Origin of the sequence: Actinacidiphila acididurans (genome assembly GCF_016918855.1) — a bacterium.
Taxonomy (GTDB): Bacteria; Actinomycetota; Actinomycetes; order Streptomycetales; family Streptomycetaceae; genus Actinacidiphila; species Actinacidiphila acididurans.
Genome location: NZ_JADKYB010000001.1, coordinates 1 through 20,420, shown reverse-complemented (window position 1 = coordinate 20,420; position 20,420 = coordinate 1). Strand labels below are relative to the sequence as shown.

At 72.6% G+C, this 20,420-nt stretch carries 15 protein-coding genes; 5 read left to right on the top strand and 10 right to left on the bottom strand.

Annotated features, from left to right (window positions below):
* Positions 1-6: 6 nt before the first annotated feature.
* Positions 7-756: a FadR/GntR family transcriptional regulator gene (locus tag ITX44_RS00075; RefSeq protein ID WP_307795012.1), complete on the top strand. Its 750-nt coding sequence runs from the start codon at positions 7-9 to the stop codon at positions 754-756.
* Between the two features lie 305 nt (positions 757-1,061).
* Entirely contained in the window at positions 1,062-4,460 is a 3,399-nt protein-coding gene (locus tag ITX44_RS00070) for a CARDB domain-containing protein (protein WP_205354857.1), read from the top strand.
* Between the two features lie 84 nt (positions 4,461-4,544).
* On the opposite strand, the gene ITX44_RS00065 is transcribed toward ITX44_RS00070, so the two are convergent.
* The 4 genes from ITX44_RS00065 to ITX44_RS00050 form a co-directional block, all read right to left on the bottom strand.
* The gene (locus tag ITX44_RS00065; protein ID WP_205354856.1) at positions 4,545-6,107 is read right to left on the bottom strand and encodes a hypothetical protein; all 1,563 of its coding nucleotides are present in this window, start codon (positions 6,105-6,107) and stop codon (positions 4,545-4,547) included.
* Positions 6,108-6,109: 2 nt separating this feature from the next.
* The gene (locus ITX44_RS00060; RefSeq protein ID WP_205354855.1) at positions 6,110-6,925 is read right to left on the bottom strand and encodes an alpha/beta fold hydrolase; all 816 of its coding nucleotides are present in this window, start codon (positions 6,923-6,925) and stop codon (positions 6,110-6,112) included.
* Positions 6,926-7,099: 174 nt separating this feature from the next.
* Positions 7,100-8,689, bottom strand: coding sequence for an MFS transporter (locus tag ITX44_RS00055; RefSeq protein ID WP_205354854.1), 1,590 nt, complete (start codon positions 8,687-8,689; stop codon positions 7,100-7,102).
* A gap of 125 nt (positions 8,690-8,814) precedes the next feature.
* Positions 8,815-9,309 carry a winged helix-turn-helix transcriptional regulator gene (locus tag ITX44_RS00050; protein WP_205354853.1) on the bottom strand — a complete coding sequence of 165 codons (495 nt, stop codon included), beginning with the start codon at positions 9,307-9,309 and terminating at the stop codon, positions 8,815-8,817.
* A 76-nt stretch (positions 9,310-9,385) separates the two neighbouring features.
* Here ITX44_RS00050 and ITX44_RS00045 point away from each other — a divergent pair, with 76 nt between their 5' ends.
* Positions 9,386-10,417: a phosphotransferase gene (locus tag ITX44_RS00045; protein WP_205354852.1), complete on the top strand. Its 1,032-nt coding sequence runs from the start codon at positions 9,386-9,388 to the stop codon at positions 10,415-10,417.
* 227 nt (positions 10,418-10,644) lie between these two features.
* On the opposite strand, the gene ITX44_RS00040 is transcribed toward ITX44_RS00045, so the two are convergent.
* From ITX44_RS00040 to ITX44_RS00030, 3 genes are all read right to left on the bottom strand, one after another.
* Positions 10,645-10,971: a glycoside hydrolase family 97 N-terminal domain-containing protein gene (locus ITX44_RS00040; RefSeq protein WP_205354851.1), complete on the bottom strand. Its 327-nt coding sequence runs from the start codon at positions 10,969-10,971 to the stop codon at positions 10,645-10,647.
* Positions 10,972-10,986: 15 nt separating this feature from the next.
* Positions 10,987-11,685, bottom strand: a complete 699-nt coding sequence (locus ITX44_RS00035) for a TSUP family transporter (RefSeq protein WP_205354850.1) — start codon at positions 11,683-11,685, stop codon at positions 10,987-10,989.
* Positions 11,686-11,847: 162 nt separating this feature from the next.
* Positions 11,848-13,074 carry a ricin-type beta-trefoil lectin domain protein gene (locus ITX44_RS00030; RefSeq protein ID WP_307795011.1) on the bottom strand — a complete coding sequence of 409 codons (1,227 nt, stop codon included), beginning with the start codon at positions 13,072-13,074 and terminating at the stop codon, positions 11,848-11,850.
* 372 nt (positions 13,075-13,446) lie between these two features.
* Between ITX44_RS00030 and ITX44_RS00025 the strand changes: the two genes are divergently transcribed.
* On the top strand, positions 13,447-14,301 hold the full coding sequence (locus tag ITX44_RS00025; protein ID WP_236059629.1) for a class I SAM-dependent methyltransferase: 855 nt from the start codon (positions 13,447-13,449) through the stop codon (positions 14,299-14,301).
* Positions 14,298-15,560 (top strand): hypothetical protein, encoded by a 1,263-nt coding sequence (locus tag ITX44_RS00020; RefSeq protein WP_205354848.1) that lies wholly within the window; start codon positions 14,298-14,300, stop codon positions 15,558-15,560. Before ITX44_RS00025 ends, ITX44_RS00020 begins: the two co-directional genes overlap by 4 nt.
* Positions 15,561-15,688: 128 nt before the next feature.
* Here the strand turns inward: ITX44_RS00020 and ITX44_RS00015 are convergent, their stop codons facing one another.
* From ITX44_RS00015 to ITX44_RS00005, 3 genes are all read right to left on the bottom strand, one after another.
* The gene (locus ITX44_RS00015; protein WP_205354847.1) at positions 15,689-16,675 is read right to left on the bottom strand and encodes an epimerase; all 987 of its coding nucleotides are present in this window, start codon (positions 16,673-16,675) and stop codon (positions 15,689-15,691) included.
* A 143-nt stretch (positions 16,676-16,818) separates the two neighbouring features.
* Positions 16,819-18,531 carry a glycoside hydrolase family 9 protein gene (locus ITX44_RS00010; RefSeq protein ID WP_307795010.1) on the bottom strand — a complete coding sequence of 571 codons (1,713 nt, stop codon included), beginning with the start codon at positions 18,529-18,531 and terminating at the stop codon, positions 16,819-16,821.
* A gap of 295 nt (positions 18,532-18,826) precedes the next feature.
* Positions 18,827-20,284, bottom strand: coding sequence for an aldehyde dehydrogenase family protein (locus tag ITX44_RS00005; protein WP_205354846.1), 1,458 nt, complete (start codon positions 20,282-20,284; stop codon positions 18,827-18,829).
* Between the last annotated feature and the right edge of the window lie 136 nt (positions 20,285-20,420).

The window sequence follows — 20,420 nt, the reverse complement described above, 5'->3', positions numbered from 1 at the left end:
GGCCCCGTGCCAGCACAGCGCAAACCCCTCGCCCCGGTGTCGCCGACTCCGGGGCGGGCCGCGCGTCCGACCGTGCAGGACCGGATCGTGGACCTGGTCATAGGCACGGACCTCGGCCCGGGCGACCCGCTGCCCGCCGAGCCGGAGTTGATGCGCGCGCTCGGCGTCAGCAGGAATTCGGTACGTGAGGCGCTCAAGGGCCTGCAGGCACTCGGCATCGTGGACATCCGCCACGGCTACGGCACCTACGTCGGCACCGCCGCGCTGCGCTCCATGGCCCCCGGGCTGCTCTTCCACTCCCGCCTCGCCGTGCGCCGCTCGAACCCGCAGGCCCTGCGCGACATCGTGGAGATGCGCGCCCTGATGGAGAGCGGGCTGATCCGGCGGGCCGCGGTCGAACTCGGCCCCGAGGACATCGCCCGGCTGCACACCGAACTCGACGCCCTGGAGGCCGACGGCGACAGCGGCCGGGCCGGCCACGACCGCCGCTTCCACGAACTGCTCTACGAGCCGCTTGGCAACGCCCTGGCCCTGCAGCTCATCGCCCTGTTCTGGGACGTCTACCGGACGACAGAGGCGGACATGGCCAAGCCGCGCACCGACCACGCCCAAGTGGTCCGCCAGCACCGGCAGGTGCTGGCGGCCCTGGAGTCGCACGACCCGGACGCCGCCGCGGCCCGGATCGCCGAGCACTTCGCGGACGTGACCGCCCGTATCGACCTGTGGGCCGGCCGGAGCGGCACAGGCCAGGGCTGACCTGATCGTCTGCGTGCGGCTCCGACGCCGGTGAGCACCGCCGTAGCTCACGCCCTGCCGGAGCGCACCGGTGGCGCGACCGTCACTGATCCGCCAACCCTGCGTAAAGCGTTGACAAAGCAACGCCCCGCTTGCACCCTGAGTTTCGCAAAAAATCGATGACAACAGTCTCAATTACTCGCTCGCATCTGCAACTTCACGGCATGGCCGCGCTTGCCAGGTCACGGAGCTGTGCAAGGCGCCGCCGACGCGGCTCGCGTTCTCCCCCCACCCGCTCTCCCGTTCCCGGCAGAACAGAGGAGTCCATGAAACGCAAGCAGCTCAGACGCGTGATCACCGGCGTGGTCACGGCCGGGCTCGTCGCCTTCGGCCTCACCCCGCTCGCCGCCACCGCGCACGCCGCGGACCCGACCGACCTGGCGCTGGGCAAGGCCGTTTCGGCGACCGGCGCCCTCGGCGGCTACCCCGCCGCCAACGTCACGGACGGGAACCAGGGGACGTACTGGGAAGGTCCGTCGAACGCCTTCCCGCAGTCGGTCCGGGTCGACCTCGGGCAGAGCGCGACCGTCGACCAGGTGGTGCTCCGGCTGCCCGCCTCGTGGGAGGCGCGCTCGGAGACGCTCGGCGTCGAGGGCAGCGCCGACGGCACCACCTTCACCTCGCTCGCCGCCGTACAGGCCCGGCAGTTCGCCCCCGGCTCGGCGAACAACACGGTGACCCTCGACGTCAGCGCCACGACCGCCCGCTACATACGGGTCACCGTCACGGCCAACACCGGCTGGCCCGCGGCCCAGCTCTCGGAGCTGGAGGTCCACGGCACCGTGAGCACCGACCCCGGCGACCCGGGCGACCCCGGTGACGGCGGCGGCACCGACCTCGCGCACGGCAAGCCGGCCGAGGCGTCCTCGGCGACGCAGAACTTCATCGCCGCCAACGCCACCGACGGGCAGATCGGCACCTACTGGGAGTCCGCCGGTTTCCCCGCGACGCTGACCGCGAAGCTGGGAGCCGACGCCGATCTCACCTCGGTCGTGGTCAAGCTCAACCCGGACCCGGTCTGGGGCGCGCGGACGCAGAACATCCAGGTGCTGGGCCGCGGCCAGTCCGGCGGCGACTTCACCTCGCTGGCCGCCCCGGCCACGTACAGCTTCAGCCCGTCCGGCAATCAGAACTCGGTGCGGATCCCGGTGCAGGGCAGGGCCGCGGACGTGCGGCTGGCCTTCGCGGGCAACTCGGGCGCGCCCGGCGGCCAGGTCGGCGAGCTCCAGGTCTTCGGCGCCCCGGCGCCCAACCCGGATCTCACCGTCACGTCCGTGACGTGGACACCGTCCGCCCCGGTCGAGACCGACAGCACCACCGTCAGCGCGACCGTGCGCAACGCCGGCACAGCGGCCTCGCCTGCCACCACCGTCAACGTCAGCATCGGCGGCGTCGTCGCCGGCACCGCCTCGGTCGGCGCGCTGGCCGCGGGCGCCTCGCAGACGGTCGCGGTCGGCATCGGCAAGCGGGCGACGGGCAGTTACACCGTCACCGCGGCCGTGGACCCGACCGACGCCGTCATCGAGCTGGACAACGCCAACAACACCCTGACCGCGCCCGGCCCGTTGGTGGTCGCCCAGAGCCCCGGCCCCGACCTCCAGGTGCTCGGCATCACCGCCGACCCGGCGAACCCGTCGCCCGGCCAAGCCGTCACCTTCACCGTCGCGGTGCACAACCGCGGCACCACCGCCTCCGGCGCGACCACCGTCACCCGGCTCACAGCGGGCGGTACGACGCTCGACACCAGCACCCCCTCGGTCGCCGCCGGCGCCACCGTGAACGTGAACGTCTCCGGTACCTGGACCGCGACCGGCGGCGGCGCGAACATCACCGCCACGGCCGACGCGACGAACACCGTCACCGAGACCAACGAGGGCAACAACGCCTTCGCGCAGGCGATCGTCGTCGGGCGCGGCGCCGCCGTCCCGTTCACCTCCTACGAGGCCGAGGCCGGCACGTACACCGGCACGCTGCTGACCGCCGACCCGACCCGTACCTTCGGCCACACCGACTTCGCCACCGAGTCCTCCGGCCGCAAGTCGGTACGGCTGGACTCCACCGGCCAGTACGTGCAGTTCACCTCGACCGTGCCGACCAACTCCATCGTGGTGCGCAACTCCATCCCGGACGCGCCCTCCGGCGGCGGCATCGAGGCGACCCTCAGCCTGTACGTCAACGGCACCTACGTCCGCAAGCTCACCCTCTCCTCCGTGCACAGCTGGCTCTACGGCACCACCGACGACCCCGAGGGCCTGACCAACCGTCCCGGCGGCGACGCCCGGCGGCTGTTCGACGAGACCAGCGCGCTGCTCAACCAGAGCTACCCGGCCGGCACCACCTTCCGGCTGCAGCGCGACGCGGGCGACAACGCGTCCTTCTACATCGTCGACTCGGTCGACCTGGAACAGGTCGCGCCGCCGACCGCCAAACCCGACGAGTGCACCTCGATCACCGACTACGGCGCGGTGCCCGACGACGGGATCGACGACACCGCGGCGATCCAGAAGGCCGTGATGGACGACGAGAAGGGCGTCATCAACTGCGTCTGGATCCCGGCGGGCCAGTGGCGGCAGGAGCAGAAGATCCTCACCCCCGACCCACTGCACCGCGGCCAGTACAACCAGGTCGGCATCAGCAACGTCACGATCCGCGGCGCGGGCATGTGGTATTCGCAGCTCTACACCCTCACCCAGCCGCAGGACGCGGGCGGCATCAACCACCCGCACGAGGGCAACTTCGGCTTCGACATCGACGGCAACACGCAGATCTCCGACATCGCCGTCTTCGGCTCGGGCCGGATCCGCGGCGGTGACGGCAACGCCGAGGGCGGTGTCGGCCTCAACGGCCGCTTCGGCAAGAACACCAGGATCAGCAACGTCTGGATCGAGCACTCCAACGTCGGCGTGTGGGTCGGCCGCGACTACGACAACATCCCCGACCTGTGGGGCCCGGCCGACGGCCTGCAGTTCAGCGGCATGCGCATCCGCGACACCTACGCCGACGGCATCAACTTCACCAACGGCACCCGCAATTCACAAGTCTTCAACTCCTCCTTCCGCACCACCGGCGACGACTCCCTCGCGGTGTGGGCCAGCCACTACGTGAAGGACACCTCGGTCGACATCGGGCACGACAACCACTTCGTCAACAACACCATCCAGCTGCCCTGGCGGGCCAACGGCATCGCGATCTACGGCGGTTACGGCAACACCATCGAGAACAACCTCGTCTACGACACCATGAACTACCCGGGCATCATGCTGGCGACCGACCACGACCCGCTGCCCTTCTCCGGGCAGACCCTGATCGCCAACAACGCCCTCTACCGCACCGGTGGCGCCTTCTGGGGCGAGCAGCAGAAGTTCGGCGCCATCACGCTCTTCCCGGCCAACCGCGACATCACCGGTGTCACGATCCGGGACACCGAGATCCACGACTCGACCTACGACGGCATCCAGTTCAAGACCGGCGGCGGCAACATGCCGGGCGTCGTGATCAGCAACGTGACGATCGACAAGTCCAACAACGGCGCCGGCATCCGCGCCCAGGGCGGCGCCCGGGGCAGCGCGACTCTCACGAACGTGACGATCACCAATTCGGCGAACGGCGATGTCCTGGTCGAACCGGGCTCGCAGTTCACCATCACCGCAAGCGCCAACCGATGAGCCGTGCCGCCGCCCGCTTCCGGCGGGCGGCGGCCGTCGGCGGGCCGCCCCGGCTCGGCTGTGGGTGGCCCGACAACGGGGGCGTCACTCGAGGAGCTGTGCTTCGTAGGCCTTCAGTTCGGATCGGGTCGCCCGCCAGGCGGCCAGCGCCTCGTCCTCGTCGGTGAAGACGCAGCTCGACTGCCCGTCCTCGCCCTCGCTCTCGTCGTTGATCGCCCACCAGCCGTTCGTGACGTCCCACAGCGTGCGCACCGAGCCGTTGCGCAGCGTGAAGGTGTGGCGGGTCAGAGTGACCCACAGCCCCCAGCCCTCCAGGGCGCAGCTCTTGCGGTGGTCCTGCCCCCAGGTCCGCGCATCCTCGGCGCTGTGTTCCCGGGCCGTGCCGAGAGCCGCGGCGATCGAGGCCGGGACCGGTGTCTCGGAGGCCTCGATCAGTGCTTTCGCCTTTCCGGCCGCCGCGGTCGGCCGGGTCGCGTCCGCCGAGATCGCGGCCTGGACCGAGGTGAACCCCGCCGACCGCAGTTCGTAGGCACGTTCGGCCGCGATGCCCGCCGAGGCGAGGGCCGCGGCCTGCGAGACCCGCCAGCTCTGCCGCGGCTCCGCGTTCCGGAGCGTCGAGGCGGCGTCGTCCACGGCGGCGTCGACGGGCCAGCCCACCCGGCGCCATTCGTCGGGTGACCGGGCGATCAGGCGCGCGGCGTCGGCGGCGGTCGCCACGCTCATCACGGCGAGCAGCCGGCGCAGCGCCTCCGGACTCCACGGGGTGTCCCGGAGAGTGTCGGCGGCTTCCCGATCCGCGCCCACGCTGGCGTACGCGGCGGCCGAGTGCAGATACTCCCGGCGCATCGCGTCGACGAGAACGGAGCGTTCGCGCGTGAGAGGCAGCGCGTACTCCGTCCCGCCGCCGTCGAAGCCGAACCGCCGGACGAGCAGGGTCGCCCGCGCCTCGTCCAGGAACACCTCGGCGTTGTCCGCCAGACCCGGGTACTCGGTCGGCACGCGCGCGTGGCTGCGGCTGTCCTGCCAGGTGGATTCGGCCGGCCTCGCGTCCTCGGGCACCGGCGGGACGTCGCTGTGATACCTGGTGCCCAGCAGGACGAAGGCCTCCCGGCGCAGTGCGTCGGCCGGATCGGCGTCGCTGGAGCGGACCATGGCGTACGAGGCCCGCGGCAGCGCGTCCACCGAGGTGCGCGGCAGATCCTCCACCAGCACGGTCGTACCCGGTTCCCAGGTGATGCGCTCGCCGTCGTCGTCGAGCGCCAGGCCTCCGCTGTGCGCAGTGCAGCCGTACAGGAGCGGGGTCTTCCCGTAGGCCCCCGCGCCCGCCAAGAGTTCGCCCGAGGGCAGGCCGATCCGCGGGGCGGTGGAGGGAGAAAGGGCGTCCAGTGTCAGCAGGACGTCCAGATGCTCGACGGGCGTACGGCCGTCCCGGCCCAGCCTGCGGGCGGTCTCCGTGAACAGCGGATCGCCCGTGCCGGAGAAGCCCGCTTCGGCGACCCCGTGCGGTCCGTGGACTCCGCCGGGCCGGTTGACCGCCGCTTCGGTCGCGGGTACGTCCCACGGCGCGGGCGCGTACACGACAGCCTCGGACAACGCCCACGGGGGCTGCCAGTGAAAACCCGGCCGTACGCTGCGGTGGCCGCGCATGGTCAGTGGGTGTTCCACCAGTCGGCCACGAGCGAGGCGTAGGCCGCGGGCTGTTCCTCCCAGCAGAAGTGGCCCGCGCCGTCGATCAGGTCGACACGGCTGCCGGGAACGCGGTCGGCGATGAAGCGCGCGTTCGCGGCCGGGACCACGGGGTCCTCGGCTCCGGCGACGACCCGCACGGGTGCGGTGATCGTCGGCAGAAGCTCCGCCAGCCGGGGAAGCTGGACCGGATACTGCTGGACGTACTTCACCGATTCCGCGAAGCGTCCGTCCCGGTAGGAGTCCACGTAGTCCTGGCGGATGTGCGCGGCCGGGGTGAAGTCCTTGATGGTGCCGAGGACGGTGTCCACGAGGGCAGCGGGGTCGAGGTCCCGGTACTGGTCGGTCCCGGGCTCCTCCACCCAGGTCTTCAGAATGCCGGTCACGTTCACGGGTACGGCCACGCCGCCGGACCCCACGACGATGCTCCGGAACGCCTGCGGATCCCGGGCACCCGCGAACAGCACCGCGGAGGTGCCGATGTCGGGGCCGACGACGTGCGGCCGCTCCAGGCCCAGGGCCCCGACGGCGCGCAGGATGAACCCGGCCATCGCCTCAGGGGACTGCAGCTCCTGGGACACCTGCGAATCGCCGTATCCCGGCAGGTCGAGCGCGACGAGGCGGGCGTGCGCGGACAGCGCGTCCCACACGCCGTCGAACGCGTACACGCTCTCCGGCCAAGGACTGAGCAGCAGGGCGTCGGGCCCTGTTCCGCCGCCCTGCGCGTACCGGACGCGCAGTCCGTCCACGACGGCGTGCCGGGGTGTCATCCGAGACATGTCGTTGCCCTCTTCCGTGCGTTGGTCGGCCACCACAGAGTCACCAATATGACCGGTCGCTTTAAACTAGCACGAGCTTCCGGCGCGAAGGGGACGCGGCCGCCGGGGCCGCATCCCGTGTCGCACGCACGAGGTCTTCGCTCCGGGCCGTACGCGGGGGCGGCGCTCGGGCGCCTACTGGCCCGGCGGCCGGTGACGTACGAACCGTGCCGTGGGGACGGCCATGACGAGCAGGACGATGCCGCCGACGAGGAGGCCCAGGTGGACGGCGTCGGTGAAGGCGCGGGGCACGGCGGCGCCCACCGCTCGGGCCAGGCCGGCGGGCAGGCCCGCCGTGCTGCCGCCGTGCGAGGCGCCCGCCACGACCTTGTCCGCCTGGGGACCCGGCACGCCCGCGTCGGTGAGCCGGTGGTGCAGGTTGCGGGGGAAGCGGCTCGTGACGATGGTGCCGAGCACGCTGGGACCGAGCACGGCCCCGAGCTGGCGGGCCATGTTGACGGAGGACGCCGCCATGCCGGCCTGGAGCGCGGGCACGCTGTTGACCGCCGCCGCGGTCGAGGGGGCGGTCAGCAGGGCGGCGCCGACGCCGGCCACGAGCAGCCCGGGCCACATGCTCGCGTAGTCGCCGGACGGTCCCGTGGCCAGCAGGGCGAGGGCCCCGGCGCCCATCAGGACCAGGCCCGCGGTGAGCATCGCGGTGAAGCCGACCTTGCGCACCAGCCTCGAGGCCGCCGCGCTGATCAGGATGTACGTGCCGAACATCGACAGCATCCGCACCCCGACGCCGAGCGGTGCGACCTGCCCCACCCGCTGCATGTACAGCACGCTCAGCAGCGATATGCCGACGAAGCCGAACATGGTCGTGGCGGACACGCCCATGACGGCCGAGAAGGAAGCGCTGCGGAAGAGCCGCAGATCGAGCATGGGGTCGTGGTGGCGCAGCTCGACACGTACGAACAGGAGCAGCGAGACGGCGAAGACCACGTACATCACGATGATCGGCGCCTTCGTGTAGCCGGTGGCGCCGCCCTGGATGATGGCGTACGTCGCCGAGGCGGTCGCGACCGTGCCCAGCACGAGGCCGACCGGGTCCAGCTTCCGGGTGGGGTGCTTGGACTCGGAGACCAGGATCGGGGCGAGGACGAGCGCGAGGGCGCCGATGACCAGGTTGATCAGGAACACGGCGTGCCAGGAGAAGTGCTCCAGCAGGAGGCCGGCGAGCACGGGGCCGATGGCGAGCCCCAGTCCGGAGCACGCCGCCCAGATGCTGATGGCCGTGGTGCGCTCCTGCGGGTCGGCGAAGGTGGCGCTGACGATCGCCAGGCTCGACGGCAGCAGTGCGGCTCCGCCCACGCCCATGACGATCTGGCCGGTGATCAGCGTCCCCGAGCTGCCGGAAAGGAACGCGACCACGCTGCCGGCCACGAAGACGGCGGCGCCGCCGACGAACACCAGCCGGCGACCCACCAGGTCGCCGAGCGTGCCCGCCGACATCACCAGGCTCACCACCGCGAGGCTGTACGCGCTGGTGATCCAGACCAGCGTGCTGGACGCAACGTGCAGGTCGTCCTGGATGTGGCGAAGGGCCGTGATCGTGGCGGACACGTCGACGAAGGCCATCATCACGCCCAGGCACACCACCAGGAGGCCGAACCACCGGCCGCGGTCGCCCGGAGCGCCGGCCCCGGAGGCGGTGGCCGCGGCCGGTGTGCCGGCGGTTGGCGCGGCGGAAGCGGGCACGCCCAGCTGACTTTTAATCTCCATAGCCAGGACGCTAGCACTCTGGCTATGGAGATTAAAAGTCAGCATGCGCGGGTCGAGCTCAGGCGGGGGTCACGGGCCCGGGTCCGCGGCCATGGTCACGAGTGCGCGGCCGTGGTCAGGAGTGGTCAGGAGTGCGCCGCCGGGTCCGTGAGGATGAGGCCCGGGCCCGGGGTGACCGTGGTCTCACCGAAGTGGACGTCGTGCCCGTGGGCGCAGCGCATCACCGTGCGGACCTCCGCCCCGCAGCCCGTGTGCGTGGAGATCCACGGGGGCCCCTGCTCGTCGGCGGCCCAACTGTCGCCCCATTCGCGCAGTGCCATGATGGCGTGGAGGAGGTCACGGCCCTTCTGGGTCAGCTGGTACTCGTACCGGGTCCGCTGGCCGGGTTCCTGGTACGGGACCTTCTCCATGAGCCCGGCGGCCGTCAGGTCCCTCAGGCGCGCGGCGGTGACGGCCTCGCCGCTGCCGATGCGCTCGGCGAAGTCGTGGAATCTGCGGGTGCCGAGGAACGCCTCGCGCATGACGAGCAGAGTCGACCGTGTGCCGACCACGTCAAGAGTGCGGGCCACCGAGCAGTTGGCCATCGACCACGCATCACGGTTCTTGCGGAGATCCACCATGCCGCCGAGGGTACGCGCTGGCTAGCATCGGACAAAGTCAGGCATTCGGAGCGACGGCCGGTGCGAGGATGACGTCATGTGGTCGAGGCCCCCGTTCGGGGAGAAGCTGCGGGCCGAGCTCGGCACACCTCGTCGCGGTCGCCGGCTGGGCAGCAGTCCGCGGTCGCGGGTGTGGCGGGCCGAGGTGTCCGGTACGCCGGTGGTGGTCAAGCAGTTGGTGGAGGGGCCGGAGGCCGACGAGAGGTACGGCCGCGAGGTGGCCGCGCTGAAGCTCGCGGCCCGGGTCGATCCACCTGTGGTGCCGGCGCTCCTGGGCACCGATCCGGACGAACGGGTGCTGGTGCTGGAGCACCTGGACGACCGGCGGCCCGGCGAGGACTGGGTGGTCGGCTACGCCTGCGCGCTGGCCCGGCTCCACGCGGCCACCGGCGCCGACGACGCGGGTGCGCTGCCTGCCTGGTCCGGCCCGGGCCATGACGACGTCGGCTCCTTCCTCGGACTCGCCCGGACACTCGGCGTCGCGGTGTCCGCCGCGGTACGGAACGAGCTGGACGATCTCGTGAACCGCCTGGCCGGCGCACCCGGCCACGCCCTGCTGCACGGCGACCCCTGCCCCGGGAACGACATGCACACCGGCGACGGCGTACGCTTCATCGACTTCGAACAGGCCGCACTCGGCAACGGCCTGATGGAACTCGCCTACCTGCGCATCGGCTTCCCGACCTGCTGGTGCGTCACCGCTCCGCCCCGACCCCTGCTGCACGCGGCGGAGACCGCGTACCGCACGACATGGCGCGACGCGACCGGCACCGAGCTCCAGGGCGATCTCACCGACGCGTGCGCCGGCTGGCTGCTGCGAGGCGACGCCCTGGTCCAGCGAGCCGACCGCGGCACCGCCGACCACCTGGCCGAACTCCCGGACCGCGACTGGACATGGGGTACGGCAACGGCCCGGCAGCGACTCGTCCACCGGCTCGGAGTCGTCGGCGAGATAACGGCCGACGGCGGCAGCGACCTCACCGGGCTGGGACAACTCGCCGCGGCGATGCGGCACCGCATGCTCACCCGCTGGCCCGCGCTTCGACCGCTGCCCCAGCAGCGGCCGTAGCGGAGTGATCCTGCCCCGCTCGGCCCCGGCGGGGTTCCGCCGGGGCCGAGGGTGGCGAGGGGCGGAATCACGGGGGCGGGTCGGGGGACGGCGATGGTGTCGATGACGGGGGCGGGGCCGTCGGGTTGGCGAAGCGCAGTTGGTTGCCGTTGCGGCCGGGCATCAGGTGGATGCGGGCGACGGCGGTGTTGACGGCGCCGGTTCCGCCGGCGGTGGGGAAGGCGACCCTAGACGTACGTGGTGCCGTGCCGTCCGCCGACCGGCAGGACGTAGCTGGTCTGGGAGTCGAAGGTGCGCGAGCCCACCGGTGTGAACTGGTCGGACACACGCGCGTTACGGCCGTACGCCGGTTGCCAGGTGGCGTCCACCCTCCCGTGCTCGAAGCCGGTGAGCACCGTGCCCGCGGTCCCCAGCTCTGTGCCGTCGGCCAGTTTCAGCCCCAGCTCCGAGGTGTCGACCACGGTCGTCCCCTTGCGCCGTGCCGACCAGCGCAACGCCCCGCCGGTCAGCGCCAGCCCGATGGAAGTGATCCCTCCGGGCGCCGGTTCCGTCATAAGAGCCCGACGGGATCAGCCGATCGCGGCACGCATCACGGCCGCCGCGCCGCCCGCGGCGGCCAGGGCCAGGATGACGCGGTGGAGCTGGGCGGCCGAGAGCCGGCGGGCGGCCCATATTCCGCACAGCCATCCGACCGGCAGGGCGGAGGCGAGCCGGAGGTCCAGCGCGGGGCCGCCGAGCGTCGCGAGGGAAGCCGCGTTGAGGATCAGACCGAAGACCTGGAGCGTGGGAGCTATCTCCTGCGGCGGCCACTCCTCGTTCGCGGCGTAGATCGCCGCGGCCGGCCCCGACAGTCCCCCGAGCGCGTTCATCAAGGTACTGGCGAGGCCAGTCGCGGCCATGCCGCCCGGTCCGCGCACGGGCAGGCGCAGGTTCCGGCGCGCCATCGAAGCCGCGGCCGTCACCGTGACGGCACCGGCCGCGGCGGTCAGCACCCGGGTGTCCATGTGGTGCACCAGCACGGCAACAGGTGCCGCCAGCACGACGGCGGGCACGGCCAGCAGCAGGGCCTCACGCAGCCTGGTGTGTCGCCAGGTGCGGGCCAGGATCAGCACGCTGATGAGCGAGGACAAGGTGATGACCGACCGAACGGCGGCCGTGGGACCCAGTGCGGCGACCAGGACCGGCGAGCACACCAGCGCGAAGCCGAACCCCGCCGTGGTCTGCACAAGGCCGCCGACCGCAATCGCGCACCACGCCGCCAGGACCACGTCGCCCTCCCCTTGCCGTCTGCCGCTTTCCACTGCTGCCGCGCGGCACTGCCACGCCATTCTCCGTTGCCCGGTGGCCGCCCGGCGGTTGGCGTGATCTCCGGCCGTGGGCGTGGGCGCCGTGCCCGGCCGGAGAACCGGGCGGCCGTCGGGCGTCAGGGGTCAGGCAGAGGGGGTCCACTGCTGGGCGGACGTGCCGTTGCAGTCGTAGATCTGCAGCTGGGTCCAGTCGGCGGTGGAGCTTCCCGGGTCGTCCAGGCAGCGGCCCGACTGCGGGTTGATCAGGGAGGAGCCGGGGCCGGTCACCCAGCGCTGTGCGCCGGTGCCGTTGCACTGCCAGAGCTGGACCTTGGTCCCGTTCACGGTCCCGCTGTTGCTGACGTCGAGGCAGCCTCCCAGGGCTCGCAGCGTGCCGCCCGCGCCGGGAACGTACGCCCACCGCTGCGCGTCGGTGCCGTCGCAGCCGTACAGCTGCACCGGCGTGCCGTCGGCGGTGCCGGAGCTGCGCACGTCGACGCACTTGCCCGTGATCCCCGAACGGAACACCGCGGTCCGTGCCTGGCCGCCGGACTCGAGGGCGGATTCCACCAGTGAGGCCGCCGCCCTCATTCCCGCCTCGTTCGGGTGGTACGCAGAGCGGCCGGCGGCCGGACGGTACGTCTCCACCCACGGGTTCGCGGCGCACGCGTCGTGTCCGTGGCTGGCGGCGGCCAGATCGACCAGGGTCGCCCCTGTGGCGGTTGCCGCGCCGGCAGTGGCGTCCGCCAGGCGCGAGGCGATGCTGCGCTCGAATGCCGCCTGGTCGGCGGTCAGCGGGACGTTCGTGCACGCCCCGGAGTCCGGCAGGATGGTGAAGTAGTTGACCAGGTAGACGTGAGCCTGCGGTGCCGTGCCGTGGACGGCGTTGACGACGTCCTCGATCCGCCCGGCCAGCGCGGGGAAGGTCTGGTTGATCGCGTTCTGGTCCACGCTGCCGCAGTTGGTGCCGCCGCCGGTCTGGCAGGAGTAGGTGTTGATGCTGCCCAGGTAGTCGACGTCGTTACCGCCGATGGTGACCGTGACCACGCGGGTCGCCGCGGTCACGGCCTGCACCTGCGGCGGCTGGCCGGACTGGCTGACCGTCAGCACGTTCGCGGTGGTCGCGCCGCTGCACGAGGCGTCCGTGAGATTCGCCCCGGTCTCGCGGGCCACGATGCTGGCGTAGTTGCCGGCCGACCGGGCGCACGCCTCGGCCCCGCTGCCCGTTTGCGCGGGCGGAATGCCCGGCCCGGCCGCGAAGGAGCTGCCCATCGCGACGTAGTCGAGGCCGGAGGCGGCCACGGCCGCGGCGCGGGGCTCGAGTTGTGCCTGCGCCGGCGTCTGTGCCCAGGCGGTCGCGGGCGCGGTCACAACTGCGGCAAGCGTCGCCGCGACGGCACACAGTAAACGCGCTGCCCGCCGGGCAGGGATGTGGTTCTTCACGTACGGACCTGGCATCGGGGTACCTCCACAAGGGCGTGGGGGGCACGGTGTGGGCGCGGGACCGTACCGGTCTGACAACGCTGTCCGACCGGACCCTAGCGGGTCGCGCACCCCGGACCAAGAGTGCGTACGCCCCGTCCGCGGCACGCAGTCGGACACCGATCCGCCCGGCGGCGGACGTCGCGCTCCTCGAAGGACTCGGCCGGGCGGACTCGTGACGTCCCCGTGGCCGCGCGTGCACCCGGGCGCACTTGCGGAGGACCCGTGCGGCGGTGATACCAAGGTGACTGACGGGGCGTCATGGACTTACGGGGGTTGGGCGTGGTGCGGGATGGAGTCGAGCTGACCGCTTATCTGGTCAATGAGTCACGGGCACGCAAACCCGATCTCGCCGAGGACCAGCTGGCCGCCGAGTGGATCCCCGAGGCGGAGCGCCGTGCGGTGCGGAACCTGTGGGACGAGTACGCCGGCGCCGTCTACCCGCACGACGACCTGGTCGTGTCGCTGCGCGGCCGGTTCATCGCGGACACGCTGGCCGAAGTGCTGCGGAAGGAGCCGGACACCGTACTCGTGGTGTGCGGCGCGGGCTTCTCGTCGTATCCGTGGCTGCTGCCCTTCGCGGCGGCCCTCGAAGTGGACCTGCCGGACATGGTGGCGGCGAAGCGGCGGCGGGCGGCGGAGCTGGTGGCCGCCGGAGTGGCCGAGGACCGCGAGGTGCGGCACCTGGCGGCGGACCTCTGCAGCGCCACCGACCGCGAACGGCTGGCCGTGGCGGTGCGGGAGACGGCCGCCGGGCGGCCGGTGGCGTACGTGGCCGAGGGCGTGCTCTTCTACCTGCCGCCGGACGACGCGGGGGCGGTCGTGACCTTGGGCGCCCGGTTCGGTACGACCGTCCTCACCGCGGTCAGCTACTGGCCGGACGCCGCGGCCGGCAGCCGGGTGCTGGCCAGGCAGCGGCACTGGTTCCGCCGCCGCGAGGTGCCGGCCGAGGCCAGTCACCTGACCCACCAGCAGCTGACGGAGCTGCTCGGCACACCGGTGGAGGATCTCGGCCCCGCAGACCTGCAGCGCCGCTACCTCGGCCGGGTCGCCGTCCCGGAGGCCGAGCTGATCCCCGAGTACGTGGCGGTCTCCCGGCCCGGGGCCACCGTATGAGCGACGTCCTGCACCTGCAGACCAGGGCGTATCCGCTCCACCACCGCGCCCCCGGCACCGCTTTCGAGTCCATCGCCGTGCCGGGCCACGGCGAACTGCGGCCGTTCGCCGGCGGCCTGCGGTCGCTGGCGTACAACCCCGACAGCACGATCGAGGTGGACCTGACCTCGATCGTGCGTCCGGCGATCACCGTGCCAGGAGCGGAGATCGTCGCCTGCCATGCGCGAATCCTGATCGCGGGCACCGTCCTGGTGATCTACGCGCTGAGGCACGAGACCGACGTGCGGCGGCTGGCCCTGCCGGAGCTCGACGCACTCGACGCCGCGGTCAACCGCGTGCTGCGCGAGGCGGACGCCCCGGTCCTGACGGCGGTGCTGTCCGCCTCGCTGAGCAGCGGCCTGTTGGGGAACGTGGCGCTGCGGCCCGACCTGGCACTGGACGGAGACCGCTCACCGATCGACCGCCAGTCGGCGCGTTACAACTGCCACTTCGTCACCCAGGACCCGCCCTGGCAGGCGGACGCCCGGGTGCCCACGCTGATCTCCGGCCCGGACTGCCGGATCCTGCTGCCGTACACCTACGCCTGGGACCGCGACCCGGCGACACCGCTGCAAGACCTGCTGACCATGACCGAACCCACCGACATCGCGGTGGCGCAGCAATCGCTGCTGGTCGGCGCGCTGATCGCGGGGCGCTGGGTACTGACACACCTGGCGCACGGCCACCCGGAAACCACCGATGTGCCGGCCTTCAGGCGGTTCCTGGACGGCCTGTGGGCCGACTTCCACCACCTCGACGGCTATCGCATCGAATCCATCCAGGCACACCGGGCCAATTATCTGGCCGCGCGTCAGGTGATCGGCCTGGACGACACCCAGGAGCGGGCGGACAAGCTGCTCGGCTATGTCAGCAACTCGCTGGTGGCTGCCTCGTCGATGCGGGCCGAGGCGCTGGACACCCGGCTCAACCGGCTGGCGGCGGCCCTGGCCGTGGTCAGCGCCGCGTCCTTCGGCCTGGACATTGCGGTGTTCGTGCTGCCGAACGTGTCCCTGGCGGCCAAGCTGGGCGTGGTGACCGGACTCATCGGGATGGCGGCGGCCTGCCTGATGGCGGTCATCGTTCCGGGCAGGTCCGCCCTGCACAGCCCTTCCGCGTCGCGCCGGCTCGGGTGGTCCCCGCGCCGGCGCCAGGTGGTGCCACCTCCTCGCCACCCGGCCGGCGAGGGGGTGCCCGTCGTACCTGCAACCGATGAGGCGTGAAGGGGGGTGCCGACACGGTGACATCGCCCGATGCCGACGGCACGCGGTGTCGCGCGCTGCGTCCTCGTGCCGGGGACAGCTCGTGGCCTTGAGGTACCGGGCCGAGGTGGAAGGTCTCCTTGTGGCGGCTACGCGGCGTGGCTGTGCGCTTCACGGGCCCGGCCCCTCGCCCCGTGTACCAGCCTGGTCCGCTGGACGAGGGACGCGGCGGCCTCCTGCCACTCGGGATGCGTGAAGGCGAACCCGGCCGCGCGCAGCCGGCCCGGCACCACCCGGCGGCTTTTGAACAGCAACTCCGTGTCCGAGCGCAGCGCGAACGCCCCCACCTCGGCCATCCAGCGCGTCGCCGGCAGCCCCACGGGGACGCCCCAGGCCTTGCGCAGCGCCCGCATGAAGGAGCGCTGCGGAAGGGGACCGGGCGAGGCGAGGTTCACCGGCCCCTCGATGTCGTCCCGGGCGATCAGGAACTCCACCGCTCGCACGAAGTCCTCGTCATGGATCCAGGAGACGTACTGCGCGCCGCCGGCCACGGGACCGCCCAGTCCGAGCCGCGCCAGCCACGACAAGACGTCGAACACCCCGCCGCGGTCCGGACTCATGACCATCGCCGAGCGCAGCGCCACCTTACGAGTCGCGGGCGTCGGCGCCTCGGCCTGCGCCCGCTCCCAGTTCTTCGCGATGTCGACGCTGTACGCCCAGTAGTCCGGCACCCCGGCCTCCGAGCCGCCGATCACCCCGGTCGCCTCGTCCTGTGCCGTGTCGAAGGAGTGGGCGTAGACCGTCGCCGTACTCATCTGGAGCCAGACACGCGGTGGCCGCGCGGCCACGGCGATCGCCTCGCCGACCACCCGCGCCGAATGCACCCGGGAGTCCATCATGGCCCGCAGGTTTTCGGCGGTGTAACGGCAGGAGACGCTGCGCCCGGCCAGATTGATCACCACATCGCACCCGTCGACCGCCGCGGCCCAGGGGCCCAGGGTGACCCCGTCCCAGCCGACCTGATTCGCCCCTGCGGGACGTCGCGTCACGACCGTGACCTCGTGGCCGGCCGCCGTCAGCGCGCGCTCGAGAATCGTGCCCACCTGTCCGGTTCCCCCGGGCAGCACTACCTTCATCGAACCCCCCTCGGCATCCCTCAGCATCCCTCGGGGTCAGCGTAGCCCGTTTTTTGAACATGTTCAGAATGATGTCGGAAGCTGCCCGGACCGTCGCTGTCGGGGGCGATGGCCACGCACAGGCCGCCGCGGTGCGGAAAGGATCAGCGGGCCGAGGCCACCGCCAGCAGGAACCAGCCGGTGTGCGGGATCCACTGCTCGGCCCATCGCCACGACTCGCCCTGCGGGGCGTCGGCCGGCAGGAAGGCGATGTCCTCCTCGTCCGCCCAGCCGGAGGTGATGCCGTTGACGATGCCGCCGGGCAGGTTGGGGAAGTCGGACTCGTAGTCCACGTTGTTGCGCCCGCGGCCCTGGAGCATGCAGACCTGGAACGGGTTGCGACCGGTGATCCAGGCCAGCTGGTCGTCGGCGAAGGCCAGCAGCCGCTCCCGGTCGGCGCCGGTCACGCCGGCCGCTTCCGCGCACCAGCAGGCCGCGGCCGCCAGGGAGGCGAGGGTGGCGTTCTCCCCCTGCCACCAGTAGCCGGTCTCGTTGGCGTGCGGGAAGAAGAACGCGTCGCGGTCCTCGCCGCCGGCCGGCCGTACCCGCTGCCGGGGACAGCCGAACGGATTCGGCACGGCCGCGGTGCGGTCCAGCACGTCCAGCATCGCCTCGACGGCCACGTCCCGGGCCGGGCCGGCCTCGGGTGCGTCGGGGAGGACCGTCGCGAAGCGGAGCAGCGCGAGCACGGGCAGCCCGGCCTCGACCGCGTGGAAGAACGGCCGCCCCTCCACGTCGGCCAGGAACCAGCCGGGGCCGCCGCCGTCGGGGCGCACGTACCGGTCGGTCAGCCGCCGGGCCCGGCGCCGGGCCGCCGCGGTCACCGGGGCGCCGGCCGCGACCAGTTCACTGGCCGCCAGCAGCGCCGCGTAGTCGTCGGTCACCGACTCGGTGCCGTCGTCCAGGTAGTCGAGGTTGTACGCCTCGAGGTGGTGGAAGCCGGCCAGCGCCGCCTCCAGGTACTGCGGCCCCGTGAAGTCGCCCCGGTCGCCCAGGGTGGCGGCGCGGGCCAGCGCGGCGATCGCCAGGCCACCGCCCTGCCGGTACGCCGCCTGGTACCGGTCGGTGCGGACGCACTCCGCGAGCGGGGCGGTCACCACCCGCTCGTCGAGCCGTTTGGTCAGCGCGTCGAAGATGCCCGTGTAGAAGTAGCCCTCGGGAGCGCGGAAGCGGACCAGGAAGTCGGCCCCCCACAGCGCCTCGTCGCGCAGCCGGGCACCGAGCGAGCGGACCAGCGCCGGGTGACGCTCGGCGAGCACGTCCCGCGCCGCGGCCAGCGCCCAGGCGCACAGCGGGATCTGCTGCGGGCTCATGGTACGGGTGTAGGTCAGGTGGCTGAGGAACTTGCTCGGGTCGCCGCTCGCGTCGAGCCAGCCGCCCCGGGCGTCCACCTCCCGCCCGCTCTCGTCGCCCCACAGCCGGGCGTGCCGGTCCTTGCGGTCGATCTCGCCGCTGGAGCGCATCGCGCGGAAGTACGCCAGCACGTCGGACATCGTCTGCCGCTGGAGGCGGTCCGCGGAGACGCCGAAAGGCTCCGACACCGCCTCGCGGCCGGTTCCGTCGACCAGCAGGACCGTGTACGAGCCGGCGGCCAGGTCCGCCGGGAGGGCGATCCGGGCGAACGGTCCGGCGTGCCAGCCCGGCACGGCCTCCACCGGGCCGGCGGTCAGTGGACGGCGGCCGCCTTCCGGGCCGACGAGTTCGCAGGACCGCGGCGGCAGGCCGTCGGGCAGGACGGCGAGCACCGCCTTGGACGCGCCGAGCCCGTAGCCCAGATGCGCGGCGAGGATCGCGGGGGCGTCAGTGGTCGCGTTCACGCGCGGGTACCGCCTTCGGTCGGACCGGCGGTCCGCGGTGCGGACCGCCGGGGCGCCCCCGCGGACTCGGGCGGCGCCTGCTGGTCGTACGAGGAAAGTCGCAGGAGTTGACGGGGGTGCCGGGGTGCCGGGGTGCCGATGTCGTCCGGTCCGCGGCGGGACCCGGCGGCCGCCCTGCGCGGTGGCTGCCGGGCCCGGCCGTCGCACCGGCCCAGCCGTCGCACCGGGCCAGCCGTCGCACCGGGCCGGTCATCGGTCCGGGCCGGCCGTCACCGGCCCAGCGGCACGGGCGGCCTCAGTACGGGTAGTGGGCCGGGCCGCCGGCAACGGTGCGCCAGCGGCGTTCGGTGAACTCCTCCAGGTTCGCGTCGCCGCCGGACCGGCCGCCGAGGCCGGAGCGGCCGATGCCGCCGAAGGGGGCGAGGGGTTCGTCCTGCGGTGTCGCGTCGTTGACGTGCACCATCGCGCAGTCCAGCCGGCGGGCCACCTCGGTGGCGCGGTGCACGTCGGTGCCGACGACCGACGAGACCAGGCCGTAGTCGGTGGCATTGGCGACCGCGACGGCCTGCTCGTCGCCGTCCACGACCGCGACCGGCGCGATGGGTGCGAAGATCTCCTCGGTCCACAGCTCGCTGTCCGGGGGGACGTCCACCACGACGGTCGGGCGGAAGTACCTGCCCTCGTTCGTTCCCCCGGTGAGCACCTTGGCCCCGCCGGCCACCGCCTCGTCCAGCAGCCGCCGGGCGCGGGCCAGTTGGGTGTCGTTGATGATCGGTCCCAGCCCGGCCCCCTCGCGCAGCGGGTCGCCGACGGTGACGGCGGCGGCCCGTGCGGTCAAGTCGCTCAGGTAGGCGTCGGCGACCGCGCGGTCGACGATGTGCCGTCCGGCGCTGATGCACGTCTGCCCCTGGTAGTGGAAGCTCGACCAGGCACCGATCATCCCCGCCTGGGTCACGTCCGCGTCGTCCAGGATCACGAGGGCGTTGTTGCCGCCGAGTTCGAGGGAGGTCTTCTTCAGCAGGGCTCCGGCCGTGCGGGCGATCTCCCGGCCGACCGCCGTGGAACCGGTGAAGTGGACCATCGCCACGTCCGGGTGCTCCACCAGCCGCCGGCCGACGTCCTCGCCCCCGGGCAGCACCTGGAGGACGCCGGGGGGCGCCCCCGCCGCCGCGAAGACCTCGCCGAGGACCAGTCCGCCGGACAGCGGCGTCTCCGGGGAGGGCTTGAGCAGCACGGCGTTGCCCAGCGCGAGGGCGGGCGCGATCACCCGCATCGCCAGCACCAGCGGGAAGTTCCACGGCGTGATCGCCGCGACCAGCCCGACCGGCACCCGCTCGCACACCGAGAAACGGCCCGGGTGGCCGGTCCGCAGCACCTCGCCCACCGGCCGGGACGCCAGTGCCGCGGCCTCGGTCAGTTCGCCGGTCGCGGCGGCGATCTCGTAGTCGGCCTTGCCCGCGATGCCACCGGTCTCCCGCATGATCAGCTCGGACAGGCCGGCCCGGTCCCGCAGTGCCGCCGCGGCCCGGCGCAGCACCTCGGCGCGCTCGGTGTACGGGAGGGCGGCCCACGCCCGCTGCGCCGTCAGCGCGGAGGCGGCCGCCGCGTCCACGTCGGCGGCCTCGGCGCGGCCGGCGGCGCCCAGCAGCTCACCGGAGAACTTGTCGTGGACAGGGATCGTGCCGCCGGCGGCGGGCGGCCGGAACCCGCCGTCCACATGGATGGCGTGTGACCAGGAAGGCTGCTCTGCCATGCTCGGTTCCTAATTCGTGAGTAGGCGGTTCCAGCTCGGCCCGGAGTGGGCTGCTGGACTGTCGAGATGAGCTGGGTTCGTGGTGGTCCCGTGGGCGCCGGGCTGACCCCTGTGGGTTCCGGGTCCGTCGAGGCCT

Excerpts from the sequence above, each read along its gene's own strand:
- ITX44_RS00005 (WP_205354846.1), bottom strand. The coding sequence starts at position 20,284 with ATGGCAGAGCAGCCTTCCTGGTCACACGCCATCCATGTGGACGGCGGG.
- ITX44_RS00015 (WP_205354847.1), bottom strand. The coding sequence starts at position 16,675 with ATGAAGGTAGTGCTGCCCGGGGGAACCGGACAGGTGGGCACGATTCTC.
- ITX44_RS00045 (WP_205354852.1), top strand. The coding sequence starts at position 9,386 with ATGTGGTCGAGGCCCCCGTTCGGGGAGAAGCTGCGGGCCGAGCTCGGC.
- ITX44_RS00050 (WP_205354853.1), bottom strand. The coding sequence starts at position 9,309 with ATGGTGGATCTCCGCAAGAACCGTGATGCGTGGTCGATGGCCAACTGC.
- ITX44_RS00055 (WP_205354854.1), bottom strand. The coding sequence starts at position 8,689 with ATGGAGATTAAAAGTCAGCTGGGCGTGCCCGCTTCCGCCGCGCCAACC.
- ITX44_RS00025 (WP_236059629.1), top strand. The coding sequence starts at position 13,447 with ATGGACTTACGGGGGTTGGGCGTGGTGCGGGATGGAGTCGAGCTGACC.
- ITX44_RS00070 (WP_205354857.1), top strand. The coding sequence starts at position 1,062 with ATGAAACGCAAGCAGCTCAGACGCGTGATCACCGGCGTGGTCACGGCC.
- ITX44_RS00040 (WP_205354851.1), bottom strand. The coding sequence starts at position 10,971 with ATGACGGAACCGGCGCCCGGAGGGATCACTTCCATCGGGCTGGCGCTG.
- ITX44_RS00060 (WP_205354855.1), bottom strand. The coding sequence starts at position 6,925 with ATGTCTCGGATGACACCCCGGCACGCCGTCGTGGACGGACTGCGCGTC.
- ITX44_RS00065 (WP_205354856.1), bottom strand. The coding sequence starts at position 6,107 with ATGCGCGGCCACCGCAGCGTACGGCCGGGTTTTCACTGGCAGCCCCCG.
- ITX44_RS00020 (WP_205354848.1), top strand. The coding sequence starts at position 14,298 with ATGAGCGACGTCCTGCACCTGCAGACCAGGGCGTATCCGCTCCACCAC.